The organism is Priestia sp. YIM B13486 (genome assembly GCF_042787865.1).
GTDB lineage: Bacteria > Bacillota > Bacilli > Bacillales > Bacillaceae_H > Priestia > Priestia megaterium.
The window spans coordinates 60,901-75,562 of record NZ_JBHZOZ010000002.1; the positions used below are offsets into that span (position 1 = coordinate 60,901).

A 14,662-nucleotide genomic window follows, 5' to 3' on the forward strand; every position below is an offset into this window, starting at 1 on the left:
GGCATATAAAAAGATCAGCTACATAATAAAAGGATTATTTTGTGATCTAACGAAATAAAGAGTATATACATCAGAAATAGAGAGAGGGTAAACTCCGTGAATACTTTATATTCCTTTTTTACGAACCCGGTTTTAACTGCTTCTACGTTTTTAATAGAATTACAGAGCGTGTTCTTTCAACCTATTTGGAAAAAGTATAATTATGATGATTATTTTACCTACAAGGTGTATGTTCCAAGTACATATACTGGGTTAAGTAAAGTACCATTAATCGTTATGCTTCATGGATGTCAACAAGATGCAGATGATTTTGCTGCAGGTACGGAGATGAATAAGCTAGCGGAAGAAAAAGGCTTTATTGTTCTCTATCCTCAAATGAATTACTTTGCTAATTCCAACGGGTGCTGGAATTGGTTTTATGAGTATAACCAGTTTCGCGGTAATGGAGAGCCAGACATAATAAAAGATATGATTGATCACATAACCGCTAAATATGCGATTGATTCTACTAATATATACCTTGCTGGCATGTCAGCTGGAGGCTTTATGGCAAATGTGATGGCTATTGCTTATCCCGATGTATTTAAAGCGGTAGGCATTCATTCAGCAGGCAGTAATGCGTATGCTGTAGACCTCATCACAGCTGGAGAAGTCATGCTATACGGCTCTTTAAATCCTGAACTTGACGGTGATGAAGCTTATAAAAAAATGGGACCTTATGCACGGCCTGTTCCCATCATTACGTTTCATGGTCAATCAGATACAACAGTCAATCCAATTAATGCGTCTACATTAATTCAGCAGTGGATTTATACCTATAAGAATTTCGGTATAAACTTACATGAAAATGCTGCTTTTTATACGTCACAAGATAACGGAAATCATTATAGCTACATAATGTCTGACTACATAGATGCAGAAAATAAAATCTGGATGAAAAAAATTATGGTAGAGGATATGGGGCATGCATGGTCAGGAGGAAATGACAATGGATCAGATACTGATTCAAAAGGTCCTAATGCTTCAAAAATGATGTGGGACTTTTTTGAAGCACAGAATGATTGAATAGAGTATGAACGAGCGATCAAGATGTACTACTAAATAACATTAGCCTTCATTTTTTTTGAAACAAATAATTGTCTACCAACAGCAAAAAAGGATCTTATCGAAAGATCCTTTTTCTGTTATCAACGAACATTTTTTAACAAGTAGCTTCAAACCGATTTAACAATACATCGAGATCCTGACTGATTTTAATCGTATTACTACTTGTAAACCCTTCTTCTAGGGCAATCATCATCATCATTTTTCGTATAAATTCTATCTTTATCAGCAGTAGTCTACATTTGAAACACATTAAGTTTCCTCCACTTGCCACGTCATTTTAAAGGCTTAAATTGTTGAATTATTTATGTAAAAATGGTTCCAATCTAAAAATAGAACCTAAAAAATATAGTAACAAATAGATAGTGTCGAAGTCTGTCGTATTTTGAATTCAGATATTTTCATTTAAAAAGAATTAGCTCTTAAACGTTTTGCTGGAAGCTGTGCTCTATCTTAATTGTGATTGTTCCCCGGTTGTAAATAACTCACAGACCAACAGAGCTTATCCGGTTTTTTGGATATAGGCATAATCCGATTACATTTAGGCATGTTAACATAAGATTGGACTTATTTAAGTTAGTTAACTTTAAGCCAAAACATATCTTTTTTTCGTTTATTAGTTTCTGCTTAACTATTTATGGCTATCAGGCACTGACAAATAAAGATAAATGATAAGTGAGGGCTGTTTCTAACCGCTATAGACTTTGTAAAAAGCGCAACAAAAAAGCGTCTGTTAAGACGCTTTATATATAATACATATACTGCTCATCTTTATTAACATTTGTGGTTTCATGGATTATTTCTTCCGGGATATTGGACGTCCGGTTAGTAAAAAGCATAAACAAAGCAATAATTGATGCCGCAAAACCTAAAGTAACAATCACAATAAATCCCTCCCTTTAGAATATATATTCTACTTTTATCTTCATTTTCCTATATTTATTATATACCCTTATTTTATTTTCTCAACACATAGAACAAAAAGAGTAGTGCATCTCCTCAATATCTCCCTCAAAATAAATATAATCAAGGGAGCTTATCCCATTTTCCCTAAAAAAGTAGGAAGCCATAAATTTTTTTCGTATGGGGGATATAAATCATTAAAATTATTAATCGTTGAGATAACTTTTTTGTATTGTACGAATGAAAGAAATTTATATATATTAAAAATACAAAATATTCATTAAATTATATGATGCTTTGGTTTTGAGTCGAAAAGAGAAAAGCTGCTGCTTTAAAGGCAACAAGTTTAAGGAAGTTACAAGCGATATAAAAAGTTATAGAAATGGATGCATCTAGAATTCTTTTTGCTCAGATATTCACAGAGTTTTCATTCGTAAAAAAGACTGAAAATTTTGATAATAATTTCACTTTTATTAAGGGGGACTTTTTATGACAACAACGGTATTAAATGTATCAACTTATTCTTTTTATCTTAACGGTGAGTGGAAAGAAAGTAAATCAGGGCAGACAATTGACATTGTTTCTCCATACCGTCATGACGTGATTGGAAAAGTGCAGGCTATCACAAAAGAAGAGGTCGATGAAGCAGTACATGCCGCGCAAAAAGCTCAGAAAGGGTGGACAGAAATTTCTCTGCAAGAACGTGCCAAGTATTTATACAACTGGGCGGATGAGCTGGTAAGAATGCAGAGTGAAATTGCCGAAATTATTATGAAGGAAGTTGGAAAAAGCTTAAAAGATGCAAGGAATGAAGTAGTGCGCACAGCAGATTTCATTCGCTATACAGTTGAAGAAGCCCTTCATATGAACGGAGAAAGCATGAAGGGAGATAGTTTTCCTGGCGGTTCTAAGTCTAAAGTTGCTATTGTTGAACGCGTACCTTTAGGGGTTGTACTCGCAATTCCTCCTTTTAATTATCCGGTAAATTTAGCAGCTGCTAAACTAGCGCCTGCGCTTATTTCAGGAAATGCAGTTATCTTCAAACCTGCAACGCAAGGAGCGATCAGCGGTATTAAGATGATTGAAGCTCTTCATCAAGCAGGTATTCCACAAGGTCTTGTAAACGTCGTGACGGGTCGCGGATCTGTTATTGGGGATTATTTAGTTGAACATAAAGGCATTAACATGATTTCATTTACCGGGGGAACAAATACGGGTACTCAATTAGCTAAAAAGGCAGGCATGATTCCTCTTGTACTAGAACTTGGAGGAAAAGACCCGGGTATTGTATGTGAAGATGCAGATTTACAAGAAGCAGCAAAACATATTATAAGCGGAGCATTTTCTTATTCCGGTCAGCGCTGTACAGCTATTAAACGTGTACTTGTGCATGAAAAAGTGGCAAACGAGCTCGTAAATATTTTAAAAGAAGAAGTACATAAACTATCAGTCGGTTCTCCTGAAGATGGATGTACGATCGTTCCATTAATTGATAGCAAAGCAGCTGACTTTATTCAGATTTTAATTGCAGATGCACTAGGAAAAGGTGCAACAGTTGTGACTGGAAACAAGCGTGAAGGAAACCTTATCTATCCTACGCTTTTAGATGACGTGAATGATACTATGCGCGTAGCATGGGAAGAACCATTCGGTCCTGTGTTACCAATTATCCGCGTCGCTTCTGATCAAGAAGCCGTTGATATAGCAAACGAATCAGAATTTGGCTTACAAGCAAGCGTTTTTACAAAAGATATTAATAAAGCCTTCTCAATTGCAAATAAAATTGAAGTGGGCTCCGTTCAAATCAACGGCCGTACGGAACGCGGCCCTGATCATTTTCCTTTTATTGGCGTAAAAGGATCCGGTATGGGTGCTCAAGGTATTCGTAAAAGCATTGAATCCATGACTCGTGAAAAAGTAACGGTATTAAACCTTCAATGATTGAATTCCAAGAGCTCTCCAAATCGAGCTAGTCGAGTGTAGAGAATCTCATGGAAAAAAGCCTGTGCTCCAAAAAGCACAGGCTTTTAAACGTTTTATTTACCTATCACTCGATTCCGTCTTTATAGTTCTTATGCCAGTTTTTATCACCTTTGTGCTCGATATCCTCAACGGTTTTTTCAAGCTCTGACATAATGAGTGTTTTTACTTGATAAATGGTATCAAAAAAAGCTTTCTCTTCATCCGGATTCGGCTTTATTTTGGCTGCTGCCGAAATATCAACATATCTGCGATGTTCAGTTGTTAATTTATCAAGCGCATCAAAAATATGAGAGGTCAGAACAGCAACCTCCTTATGATTATCAGGCAGCTTTTCTTTTAATGTTTCAATTCTCTTATCCATGTTAAAGTCCCCCTATAACGTGTTGTATTTATGTAACTTTCCCACTAATAAAAATGAATAACCTTAAATAGCAAAAAATCATGGGAATTAGCACGTGAAACAAAAGTATACTACAAGATATCATGTTAAAGTGAAAAAATGGTGAAACGAATGAGTATATTTTTCCAGAAAGGGTATGTAATAAAAGTCGTTTTTTTGGAAAAGGTAATTACCTTAAGAAACTTTGAAGCACGTAATCAACATAAAAGTTCCTCTATTTTTAATGAACAATGACCTTTTTTGACTACTTTTTACGATTTCATGACTTTTTTTGAATGAATTTGATTGTTTTTGATGATTTTTCGAATAATCTGATATATAATGAAAGCGTAAACAGTAAAACATGTCGGTTGGTTAAGAAAAACATCCACAAAAATGGGATTCGTTATTACATAAAATCAGACCTCTGTTTTTATAAAAATAAATAGAATTTGAGAAAAGGAGAATGAGGATGGACATATTGGATGCAAAAGTAGTGAATACAAAGTATGGTTTAGAAACATATCTGGATGTATCAGAAAGCGTAGAAATAAAAGAAATTCATATGCCGAGTTCAGAGAACCAATCTCATAAAATTAAATTTGGAATCAAGTATTTTCTTTTAAGAGAAGGAAAGTATTACGATAGCCAAAAAGGTTATTTTTGGCTTTGTATGAATCACGATTTTAGCAGCCTTATGCTGAGTGAAACGGAAACAGAGAGTTTGTTTGCAGTTAAAAGTGAAGAAGAAAGAGAAGCAACAAAAACGCTGTTAGCAGAATGGTTTATCCAAACGAATGCGTACAAAGAAGTCATCAACGAATGTATCCATCAGATTAAAACGGAGAATATTCGTACAGAAGAAGACATTGAAGACCGAGTGGACGCTATACAATTTTTAGAAAAATTAAAGGTATTAACTGCAAAAGAGATTGAAAACGCTTCTATAGAAAATCTATATGCCCTTCAGCAAATCGGCTAGACTATAGTTCGCGCAAGTTGAAATGCAGATTGATGTATAACAATAAGGGGGAATAGTGAGATGAAATTTTTTATTGATACAGCAAACCTTGAGGATATTAAGAAAGCATACAAAGTAGGTGTTCTAGCTGGTGTGACAACCAATCCATCTTTGGTAGCAAAAGAAGGCGTAAGATTTGAAGACCGCATCGAAGAAATTCTTCAAATGGTACCGGAAGTTGAATCCGTCTCCGCTGAGGTAACGCCTGACGCACTTTCTGCTGAAGACATGATTGCTCAAGCTGAAGAACTGATTAAAATTAACGACGGAGATAAAAACATTACGATTAAGCTGCCTATGACATTAGCTGGTTTGGAAGCGACGCGCTACCTTGCTAAAAAAGGCGTAAAAACAAATGTAACCCTGATCTTTACAGTAAACCAAGCGCTTTTAGCAGCTCGTGCTGGAGCGACGTATGTTTCTCCATTTTTAGGACGTCTTGATGATATTTCAGAAGACGGAGTACAGCTGGTATCTAAAATTGCTGAGTTATTCCGCGTTCAAAACATCGACTCTCAAATTATTGCGGCATCTGTAAGACATCCGGATCATGTAACGCGTGTAGCACTTGCAGGAGCTCATATTGCCACAATTCCATACGCTGTTATTGAGCAATTAGCAAAACATCCGTTAACTGACCAAGGAATGGAAAAATTTGCAGCAGATTGGGAAAAAGCAGTTAAAGCTTAACAAAAAGTCATATCAATAAAAAAAGCTTGGAGTAAGCATAGCTTATTCCAAGCTTTTTATCGTTTAACTAACTAGTTTCTTTTTACGTAAACGCTCTAAGCGTCGCTGCACGCTATTTCTCGAACGCCCGAGCAGCTGTCCAATTTCTCGCTGATTGCGCTTTTCCTGATAAAACATACGCCACAATCTGGCATCTTCTTCTGCTGTCCACTTTTTATGCTCGTATTTAGGGCGCTTTACATAGTCTAGTTTTCTTTGTTCATTCACCCACGCTGGTTCTGGAATAAGCGTATTTTTAGGTATTTTAAAAAAGTTAAGGCACGATTTATTTTGTTCAGCCCAATTCCAAAAAGATTGAATGTCAATTCCCATAAATGTTCTGGTCTTGGCGATGATCATTTTGTACGATAGATTCTCTTTATGAATCCACTTGTAAATTGTATGAACATCTACTTCAAGGCAGGCTGCTAGTTCACACGCTGTAATATGTCCTACGTGTGCTTTGGCTCCATACACTTCTAAACGGTTCAACCTCGATTCTAGCGCTTGCACACTTCGCTGTAATTTAGCTGATATGTGTGAAAGAGGTTTTACCCCGTAATACCTTAGCAAATATTCGTCTTCTTGCAGCGTCCATCTTCGCATCGCCGTTTTTCGTGTTAGTCCCAAAACTTTTATGCGCGTAGCAATAGAAGAAGGACTCCTGCCTAAGGAATGTGCCATTTCACGGTTATTCATGATATCAATGTTCTCCTGCAAAAAAGCATCTTGTTCAAGCGTCCATTTTTTACGTAAAGCTGTATCCGAAGCACGAAGATTTAATCGAGTAAGTCGTTTATTAACCGATTCCTTGCTTCTATGTAAATACTTACCCATCTCTTGAAGCGTCATAGCGCCATAGTGTTGGATAAGAAATCTATCTTCTTCTTTTGTCCATCGCTTTTGATTTTTACTCACTGTTGTCTCACTCCAATCCACACGGAAAGTTCAAGATGAAAAAGCCTCTAGTAATCTATTTTCCGGATGAGCAATATCTATTCAGACTGATACTCACTGCGTTTTAGCCTATATATATTTTATCATATTTCTAGAGAAAAACCAAACGTGTGTTCCTGTTTTATTTTAGTCATCATAAAAGGAATTAGAAAAATAGTTGGCACCTTTAATAGAAGCGAATTATGGTAAAATTGACTATAATCTCTAAAGGATTTACATAACTGACAGCTCAGCATCATTACGTTGAGAAAGGGGAATTGATATGAATTTTAATTTAAAAGAAGCGATTGAAATACTTGAGCATACGCCACAAACGCTTGAAAAACTTTTGTCGGGACTATCTGCAGGGTGGCTGCAATGCAATGAAGGAGAAGGAACGTGGAATACCTCCGAAGTCATAGAACATTTAATAGAAGCAGAAAAAAACAATTGGATACCAAGGCTAGAATTTATCCTTCAAAAAGGAAAAGAGGGAGCTTTTCCTCCGTTTGACCGCTATGCCCATTTAAACAAGGAATCTGCTAATTCTATTGAAGAGAAGCTTCTTGAATTCAAAAAGGTAAGAATACAGAATTTACATCAACTAAAGCTGCTAGTTAAGCATGAAAAGCACCTTGAAGTGAGAGGAGAACACCCTGAGTTTGGGGAAGTAAAAGTCAGAGAGCTGCTCTCGACTTGGGTTGCTCATGATTTAACCCATATTGCGCAAATTGTTCGAGTAATGGCAGAACGATACAGAGAAGATGTAGGACCTTGGGAAGAATACTTAGGAATACTAAAGAAATAGCAATGACACACAGTGGCCAGCCTTTATCATTCAAGCTTGAATTAAGAAATGTACACGATTACAATAAAATGAGAATAATGAAGATTCAGGAAGGATTGCAGAGGGAACTATAACAACATATCCGATGTTTATAACATGTAGGGTCCGTTAAGCAATTTACGAATAAAAAGAGGATTGGACTGATTAAAAGTGAAAGTGAACTCAGAGAAATTTGGCGAACTAAACAATCAAGCTGTACATGCTTATACCTTATTAAATGATGAAGGGCTTAAAATCACCTGCCTTGACTATGGATGTGTAATATCAAATATTGAAATGCCGGATTCTGAAGGGAAGATTGAAAGTGTTGTATTGGGATTTGATTCAATAGAAGAATACCAAAAGTATTCTCCTTATTTCGGAGCTGTGGTTGGACGCGTAGCAGGGCGTATAGGTGGAGCATCGTTTGAGCTTAATAATGAAACTTATCGTCTAGAGAAAAATGAAGGAAACAATCATTTGCATGGCGGAAAAGAAGGATTCAGTCATAAAATATGGAATGCCAAAACTATTGAGACAACTGATCATGTAGGTGTTGAATTTACATATGTAAGTAAAGACGGAGAAGAAGGGTATCCCGGCAACCTTGAAGTGAAAGTTACGTATACATTAACGAATAAAAATGAGTTCCATATTTCTTATGAAGGAACAACAGATCAAGACACTCTTATCAATTTAACAAATCATACGTATTTCAATTTAAGCGGAAATCTAAAAGAAACGGTCTTGGATCATGTTTTGAAGATGAAAAGTAACGAATTCTTAGAGTTAAATGATGATCTTTTACCTACTGGAGAAACGCTAAACGTCACAGATACTCCATTTGATTTTAGAGAAGGACATAGTCTCAAGGAAGGTGTGGACTCTACACATCCGCAAAATATATTAGTGGGTAAAGGGTTCGATCATCCATTTCTTTTAGAAGCAGAAGCTGAAAATCAGATGTCATTATTTGATCCTGCAAGCGGCCGCAAAATAGAAGTCAAAACGGATCAGCCTTCAGTTGTTCTCTATACGGGAAATCATCTAGACGAAGAATTCGAAATTAGAGGGGTTCACTCAGAGAAATACCTCGGTGTTTGCCTAGAAACACAAGGTTTACCAGACGCTATTCATCATAAGCATTTTCCTTCTTGTGTATTAAAGCCCGGTGAGAAGTATGAAGCATATACTCACTATACATTTATAACTGATCGCAGCCTGTAACAAAACGGGATGATAAAAAGGATTACAAACGAGCCTCTGCCGATTGTAATCCTTTTATTGTTACTTTTTCTTTTGGCTTTTTGCACGATTAGCGTCAAGCTCAGCCGCATATTCTTCTTGAGACTTTCCTTGCTTTTGACTCTCAGACTGAATCTTTTTAAATTTGTTATCGTTTAAATTTGGCATGTTAGCACCTCCTTGCAGACAGGGTTATTTTGTACAAGCATTAAGGATTTATATGCTGAAAAGTTTTAATGAACTTGGTTAGAAATTTCGCTTAATGCTGCACCGGCTTCATCAACATATACGTTCACTGTCGCAAGGTCGCCGATTGCACAGATTCCAACCATATTATTATTCTCCACTACAATAATGCGGCGAATTTGATGGTCAGCCATCATACGTGCACACTCGTGAATATCCGTATCCGGAGAACACGTAATTACATCTTTAGTCATACAATCATGGCAATGCACAGTGTTGCAATCTTTTCCATCCGCCACGCAATTTAACACGATATCACGGTCTGTGATCATTCCCATTACTCGATTTTCTTGACACACCGGCACAGAACCACAATTAATATCACGCATTAATTTTGCAGCTGCTGTTACTGGGTCGTGCGGTGCACAAGCTTTCACATCTTTAGTCATAACTTCACGTACTGTAGTCATTTTTATTTCCTCCTTTTAAACATTCACCTCCGTATTTTCTCCATGCACATGCAGAATATGAGACTCAATAATTTCCTAAAAGCAAAAAAGTACAGGATTAAAATAAAGAAAGGAAAAAATTTTGTAACAAAAGGCGAATAAAAGAACTAACGCAGTGTAATAAGCACATAAAAAAGAGCCTATTACACAAACTAAAGAGGATATGATCTAGCTTACATTTTCGTAACGGCAGGAGTTGGGTACATAATGAAAGGAAAGTTAACGCTTTTGGCAGTACTTTTATTGCCTTGGCTGTCTATAGTAAAAGTTGATAAATTTGTCTTTAAAAGATACCTACCTGTTTTAACGTTTAGTTCATTGGTTATTGCTTTTATCAGTGAGTTATCTAAAAGCTTTACTTGGTGGAAAGTGAGAAAACCTCTTTTTCCTAAACTTGCAAGCGATATATCTTTTATCTTTGGCCCATTTTTTGTAGCTAATTTTTGGGTATTCAAGCTGACCTATGGAAATTTTAAAAAATATTTGCTGATTAACGTTCTATTTGATTATCTATTTGCTTATCCTTTGACGAGTCTGGCAGAAAAACTAAAGGTATACAAAATGGTCAACATGACGCGTTTTCAACTTTTTATCATCTCGATTGCGACTGCTCTTATTAATTATTTGTATCAGCATTTTATAGAAGATGCTTTAAGGCAGAGAAGGCAATAGCTGATATTTCGTTAACCAGCTCATCGCCACTTATATTTCGGTACTGTCAGCTTTAAATCGTATTAAAGCCCTCCTAAACTTGGTACATAAGTAGTTAAACGAGATAATAAAAGAAAAGAGAAACATGAGAGAAGATAAACCTCTTTCACGTTTCTCTGCTTTGTCATGCACATAAACTTTATCTGTACACCTTCATCGGCAAATACGTTAAAGATTGCCCCGTAGCTGAAGAAGTTAAATGCGATTCTAATTCAAAATCTTCAAATGGTTCGATATGAGAAAAGGCCTCTAAAAATGCTTCTAATATGATTTTCATTTCAAGTCGGGCAAGAGGGGCGCCCAAACAAAAATGAGGTCCGTTTCCAAACGTTAAGTGTTTTTTATTAGTTTGGCGGTGAATGTCTACAGAAAAAGGGTTTTCAAACATATTCTCATCCATATTACATGCACTCATCCACGCAATAACGACATCTCCTTTTTTTAGCTTAACGCCTAATAAATCGTTATCTTGTTTAACCGTCCGATCTCGTCTGGAGATGTGAAACCGATATCGAAGCATTTCTTCTACTGCTTTTGGAGCTAATTCTCTATTGTTTCTCAGCTCGCTGTATAACGACTCGTCGTCATATAAAAAAGAATAAAACATATTTGCAATGGCGTGACTTGTGGTTTCAACTCCTGCACCTAAAAGCAGCATGGTAGCGTGTACAATTTCTTCATCTGTGAATGTTTCACCATCAACTTCGGCTTGAATTAAGTCTGAGATAATATCATCAGAAAGGTTGGAGCGCTTTTCAATGACAATCGGGTAGAGGTATTGAAAATATTCAGCTCCTGCACGCTGCTTTTCTTGTTCAATCTCTTCTAATCTTTCTTGGTCATAAGGCTGAAACAGAATATCTACCCATTTTTTGAACTGATATTGGTCTTTTACCGGTACACCGAATAAATCTGCTATAACTAAACTAGGAAAAGGAGAAGATAAATCGTCAACAATATTAATAGTTGAATTCTTTTGTATGGCTTCTACAAGGTCTGCTGCAATTTGTTTGATTCGCGGTTCCCAGTTCTTTAAACTGCGAGGAGTAAAGGCTGCAGCAAGCAAAGATCGCGCTTTCCGGTGGTCAGGAGGATCTAAGTTTGTAAGATTGGTAATTGGAGATGTGCTTTTTTTCTTACTATTATCCCCAACAAAAATAGTGGTTCTTTGCCCATCGCTTGAAAAGAATTCGTAGTTGCTCAAGACTTGTTTAACATGGTCGTATTGGAATACATTCCATGTGTTTGTTTCTTCATGAAAATAAACAGGGTGGTTGTTCAGCATTTCTTTATACCATTGGATAGGGAAAAACTCTTCTGCACGTGATTGGAATTTTGGAATTTCTGTAACGGGAATGACTTCTTTGTTCATATGATCTTATTCCTCCTTCAGAATAGGTATAAATTTGGAATTTACTAGCTACATAGCGCTTAGTAGTTGTCACTTGCTAGATAAATAGTTGCTTTGTTTAATTAACCTATACTATTAGTACATTTTTATACCACATGTATAAAAATGTACTAATAGTATATAATTATTTTTATTTATTTATCAAGGAAAAAGGATAAAATTCACGTAGGAAAAGGCAGATAAGTTATACTAAATAAAAAGTAAATTGTAAACAGAGGAGTAGCAGCAATGAACCAAAAACAGCTCGATATTTTAGGGCATACGCACCAGCTTTTTATGGAAAAAGGATACGTAGACACTTCGGTACAAGATATATTAGAAAGAAGCGGTATTTCAAAAGGAACATTTTATAAATATTTTTCATCTAAAAGCGAACTCCTTCTCTCATTACTTTCGTCTTTGCAAGAATCACTTATTCTCCAAAGAGAAAAAGTAGCCATTGAATATAAAGGAGACAATCAGAAGGTATTTGAAGAACAGATAATTTTTATGCTGAACTTTGCAGAGCAAAACAAAATTCCTGAAATGATTGAAAGTACACTCATTTTAAATGAGATCAAAACATTTCAATATATAGAGGAGTTAAAAACAGCAACATTCAACTGGATATATGAACGTTTGCAGCAGATTTTCCCGTCTAAGACTTTTCCTTATTTATTTGATGGAGCTGTGCTGCTAGAAGGAATGCTTAACAATATATTTAAAATGAATAAAGCACTAAACTATCCATTGCCTATTGAACAAATTGTCCGTTATTGTATGAAGCGTATAGAGGAGATCGTAATCGAAATAGCAGAACAAAAAGAACAGTTATTTAATCCTTCCGTTTACTCTGCGGTATTTAATGAGAAAACAGAAAGTCATTTTTCGACTGAGCTTACGCGCGTAACCGCGAAGTTAAAACGGGTGATTGAAAATAAACTAACAAATGAAGAGGAACAAAAGAAGAGTCTGGAATTTGTGACGTTTATATCTGATGAATTACTGCAAAATGATACGGAGCCTCGCACATTTATTATTCAGAGTTCTCTTTTATCGCTAGAGAAAATCAATACTCTCGCACAGACCAAAGAGTTAGAGGAATATAAAGAAGTCATAACTACTCTGACAAGACATGCTTCATAATGTGAAAAGCAGGTAAATTAACCCAAAAGGCAAGACTCTCCGTAGTTTAGAAAAGAGCAGGTTGCCAATAACATATAAACAGCCAGTTGCCGTTATGATAGGTGACTGGCTGCATGGGATGAAAAAGGTGGCGGAGACAGACATAACACTCTTATTAAAAGAGGGTAATTCTTTCCCTTTTATAGAAAATCAATTAATCGAAAATAGCTGCTTCATTCTTAAGATCAAACGTGATATAGTTTGCTAACCTTTGCGTTCACTTAACTAACTTATAGGGGTAACACTTAAAAAAGAATCAATAACGATAGAAACCGCTCCTAAAGCAGGTGCATTTTTTCCTAACGAAGAAGGCAATAGTTCACATTTATTGTCTAAATGAGAATGGACTCTAGAAGAAACTTCGTTTTTAATCGTATTTAAAACAATGGGATGAGATTCAATTATATGATTTCTCAAGATAACAGCTTCTACATCAAATGTATTAAGAATATTGGTTAATCCAATTCCGATATAAAAGCCAAAGTTTTGAAGTGCATTTAACATTTCTACATCATTTTTATTTGCACGTTCCACAATCTCTTTTCGAGAAATATTCTTTTCTTCTTTAGAGAGCGAAGCCAGTAACGCTTTTTCAGAAGCATATAATTCCCAACAGCCCCGATTTCCACAGCTACATTTGGGGCCATTAAAATCTATCGTCATATGACCCATTTCCCCAGAAAAACCCTGAACACCTTTATACAATTCGTTGTTAATAACAAGTCCAGTTCCAATTCCGACATTAATACTGATGTAAACGATGTTTTCGTAGTTTTTTGTCATACCAAATACTTTTTCACCGTATGCTCCTGCATTAGCTTCATTTTCAACAAAAACCGGAACATTAAACTCACTCTCAATTAAAAACTGCAAATCTTTGATATTCCAATTTAAGTTAGGCATAAAAATAATTTGCTGATGACGATCTACAAGACCTGGAACACAAATCCCTATTCCCACTAGACCATAAGGGGACTCAGGCATATGGGTTACAAAACCATGAATAAGTGCAAATAAAATCTCTTTTACTTCACTAGCAGAAGAACTAGACAAGTCAGAAGTCTTCTCAAGAATAATATTTCCTTCTAAGTCGGTTAGAATTCCGTTAAGATAGTCGACTCCTATATCGATACCGATCGAATAGCCTGCATTCTTATTAAAAACAAGCATTACAGGTCTTCTGCCGCCTCTGGATTGCCCTGCCCCAATTTCAAAAATAAAATCTTTTTCAAGCAGTGTAGTTACTTGAGAGGAGACAGTAGACTTGTTTAATCCTGTAATCTCAGAGAGAGTTGCCCTGGAGATAGGGGAGTTCTTTAAAATTTCATCTAATATTAATTTTTGATTCATTTTTTTTACTAAAGCTTGATCTGCAATTTGAATAATAACCACTCCTTTGTTTATCTATCGAACTAAGTTGGTGTTTTTTGAAGCTTGAATTAGATATTTAAAAGTATCATATCTAATATTATAACTAAATTTTCTAAAAAAAACATTGAAATAAACATTTATTTTGTATATGATGAAATAAAGTTAGTTTATTGGATAAACAAAC

The 14,662-nt window shown here is 35.7% G+C and carries 16 protein-coding genes; 8 read left to right on the top strand and 8 right to left on the bottom strand.

Annotation, left to right across the window (positions count from 1 at the left end):
• The first annotated feature begins 96 nt into the window (after positions 1-96).
• Entirely contained in the window at positions 97-1,065 is a 969-nt protein-coding gene (locus ACFX4G_RS04520) for an extracellular catalytic domain type 1 short-chain-length polyhydroxyalkanoate depolymerase (protein ID WP_057274832.1), read from the top strand.
• A 136-nt stretch (positions 1,066-1,201) separates the two neighbouring features.
• Here the strand turns inward: ACFX4G_RS04520 and ACFX4G_RS04525 are convergent, their stop codons facing one another.
• Together ACFX4G_RS04525 and ACFX4G_RS04530 are read right to left on the bottom strand one after the other, a co-directional pair.
• Positions 1,202-1,357 (bottom strand): aspartyl-phosphate phosphatase Spo0E family protein, encoded by a 156-nt coding sequence (locus tag ACFX4G_RS04525; protein ID WP_016763750.1) that lies wholly within the window; start codon positions 1,355-1,357, stop codon positions 1,202-1,204.
• 490 nt (positions 1,358-1,847) lie between these two features.
• Positions 1,848-1,988 (bottom strand): hypothetical protein, encoded by a 141-nt coding sequence (locus ACFX4G_RS04530; protein WP_013056554.1) that lies wholly within the window; start codon positions 1,986-1,988, stop codon positions 1,848-1,850.
• Between the two features lie 508 nt (positions 1,989-2,496).
• On the opposite strand from ACFX4G_RS04530, the gene ACFX4G_RS04535 reads away from it, so the two are divergent.
• Positions 2,497-3,948: an NADP-dependent glyceraldehyde-3-phosphate dehydrogenase gene (locus tag ACFX4G_RS04535; RefSeq protein ID WP_043981906.1), complete on the top strand. Its 1,452-nt coding sequence runs from the start codon at positions 2,497-2,499 to the stop codon at positions 3,946-3,948.
• A gap of 106 nt (positions 3,949-4,054) precedes the next feature.
• On the opposite strand, the gene ACFX4G_RS04540 is transcribed toward ACFX4G_RS04535, so the two are convergent.
• On the bottom strand, positions 4,055-4,351 hold the full coding sequence (locus ACFX4G_RS04540; protein WP_013082749.1) for a hypothetical protein: 297 nt from the start codon (positions 4,349-4,351) through the stop codon (positions 4,055-4,057).
• Between the two features lie 490 nt (positions 4,352-4,841).
• On the opposite strand from ACFX4G_RS04540, the gene ACFX4G_RS04545 reads away from it, so the two are divergent.
• Entirely contained in the window at positions 4,842-5,351 is a 510-nt protein-coding gene (locus ACFX4G_RS04545) for a hypothetical protein (protein ID WP_025749002.1), read from the top strand.
• 60 nt (positions 5,352-5,411) lie between these two features.
• Positions 5,412-6,080, top strand: a complete 669-nt coding sequence (fsa, locus tag ACFX4G_RS04550) for a fructose-6-phosphate aldolase (RefSeq protein ID WP_013082751.1) — start codon at positions 5,412-5,414, stop codon at positions 6,078-6,080.
• Between the two features lie 63 nt (positions 6,081-6,143).
• On the opposite strand, the gene ACFX4G_RS04555 is transcribed toward fsa, so the two are convergent.
• Positions 6,144-7,037: a hypothetical protein gene (locus tag ACFX4G_RS04555; protein WP_043981908.1), complete on the bottom strand. Its 894-nt coding sequence runs from the start codon at positions 7,035-7,037 to the stop codon at positions 6,144-6,146.
• 301 nt (positions 7,038-7,338) lie between these two features.
• Between ACFX4G_RS04555 and ACFX4G_RS04560 the strand changes: the two genes are divergently transcribed.
• Together ACFX4G_RS04560 and ACFX4G_RS04565 are read left to right on the top strand one after the other, a co-directional pair.
• Positions 7,339-7,863, top strand: coding sequence for a DinB family protein (locus ACFX4G_RS04560; RefSeq protein ID WP_043981910.1), 525 nt, complete (start codon positions 7,339-7,341; stop codon positions 7,861-7,863).
• Between the two features lie 189 nt (positions 7,864-8,052).
• Positions 8,053-9,108, top strand: coding sequence for an aldose epimerase family protein (locus ACFX4G_RS04565; RefSeq protein ID WP_043981911.1), 1,056 nt, complete (start codon positions 8,053-8,055; stop codon positions 9,106-9,108).
• 60 nt (positions 9,109-9,168) lie between these two features.
• Here the strand turns inward: ACFX4G_RS04565 and ACFX4G_RS04570 are convergent, their stop codons facing one another.
• Together ACFX4G_RS04570 and ACFX4G_RS04575 are read right to left on the bottom strand one after the other, a co-directional pair.
• The gene (locus tag ACFX4G_RS04570) at positions 9,169-9,294 is read right to left on the bottom strand and encodes a hypothetical protein (RefSeq protein WP_013056562.1); all 126 of its coding nucleotides are present in this window, start codon (positions 9,292-9,294) and stop codon (positions 9,169-9,171) included.
• A 65-nt stretch (positions 9,295-9,359) separates the two neighbouring features.
• A complete protein-coding gene (locus ACFX4G_RS04575) occupies positions 9,360-9,782 on the bottom strand; it encodes a CBS domain-containing protein (RefSeq protein WP_013056563.1) in 423 nt (140 codons plus the stop codon).
• Positions 9,783-10,028: 246 nt separating this feature from the next.
• Here ACFX4G_RS04575 and ACFX4G_RS04580 point away from each other — a divergent pair, with 246 nt between their 5' ends.
• Positions 10,029-10,493, top strand: a complete 465-nt coding sequence (locus tag ACFX4G_RS04580; protein ID WP_043981912.1) for a hypothetical protein — start codon at positions 10,029-10,031, stop codon at positions 10,491-10,493.
• Positions 10,494-10,671: 178 nt separating this feature from the next.
• Here the strand turns inward: ACFX4G_RS04580 and ACFX4G_RS04585 are convergent, their stop codons facing one another.
• Positions 10,672-11,904 (bottom strand): cytochrome P450, encoded by a 1,233-nt coding sequence (locus tag ACFX4G_RS04585; protein WP_043981914.1) that lies wholly within the window; start codon positions 11,902-11,904, stop codon positions 10,672-10,674.
• Between the two features lie 267 nt (positions 11,905-12,171).
• Here ACFX4G_RS04585 and ACFX4G_RS04590 point away from each other — a divergent pair, with 267 nt between their 5' ends.
• The gene (locus ACFX4G_RS04590) at positions 12,172-13,068 is read left to right on the top strand and encodes a TetR/AcrR family transcriptional regulator (RefSeq protein WP_162214054.1); all 897 of its coding nucleotides are present in this window, start codon (positions 12,172-12,174) and stop codon (positions 13,066-13,068) included.
• A gap of 264 nt (positions 13,069-13,332) precedes the next feature.
• Here the strand turns inward: ACFX4G_RS04590 and xylR are convergent, their stop codons facing one another.
• Complete coding sequence (gene xylR, locus ACFX4G_RS04595; RefSeq protein WP_377573790.1) at positions 13,333-14,490, bottom strand: transcriptional repressor XylR; 1,158 nt, start codon at positions 14,488-14,490, stop codon at positions 13,333-13,335.
• Positions 14,491-14,662: the final 172 nt, after the last annotated feature.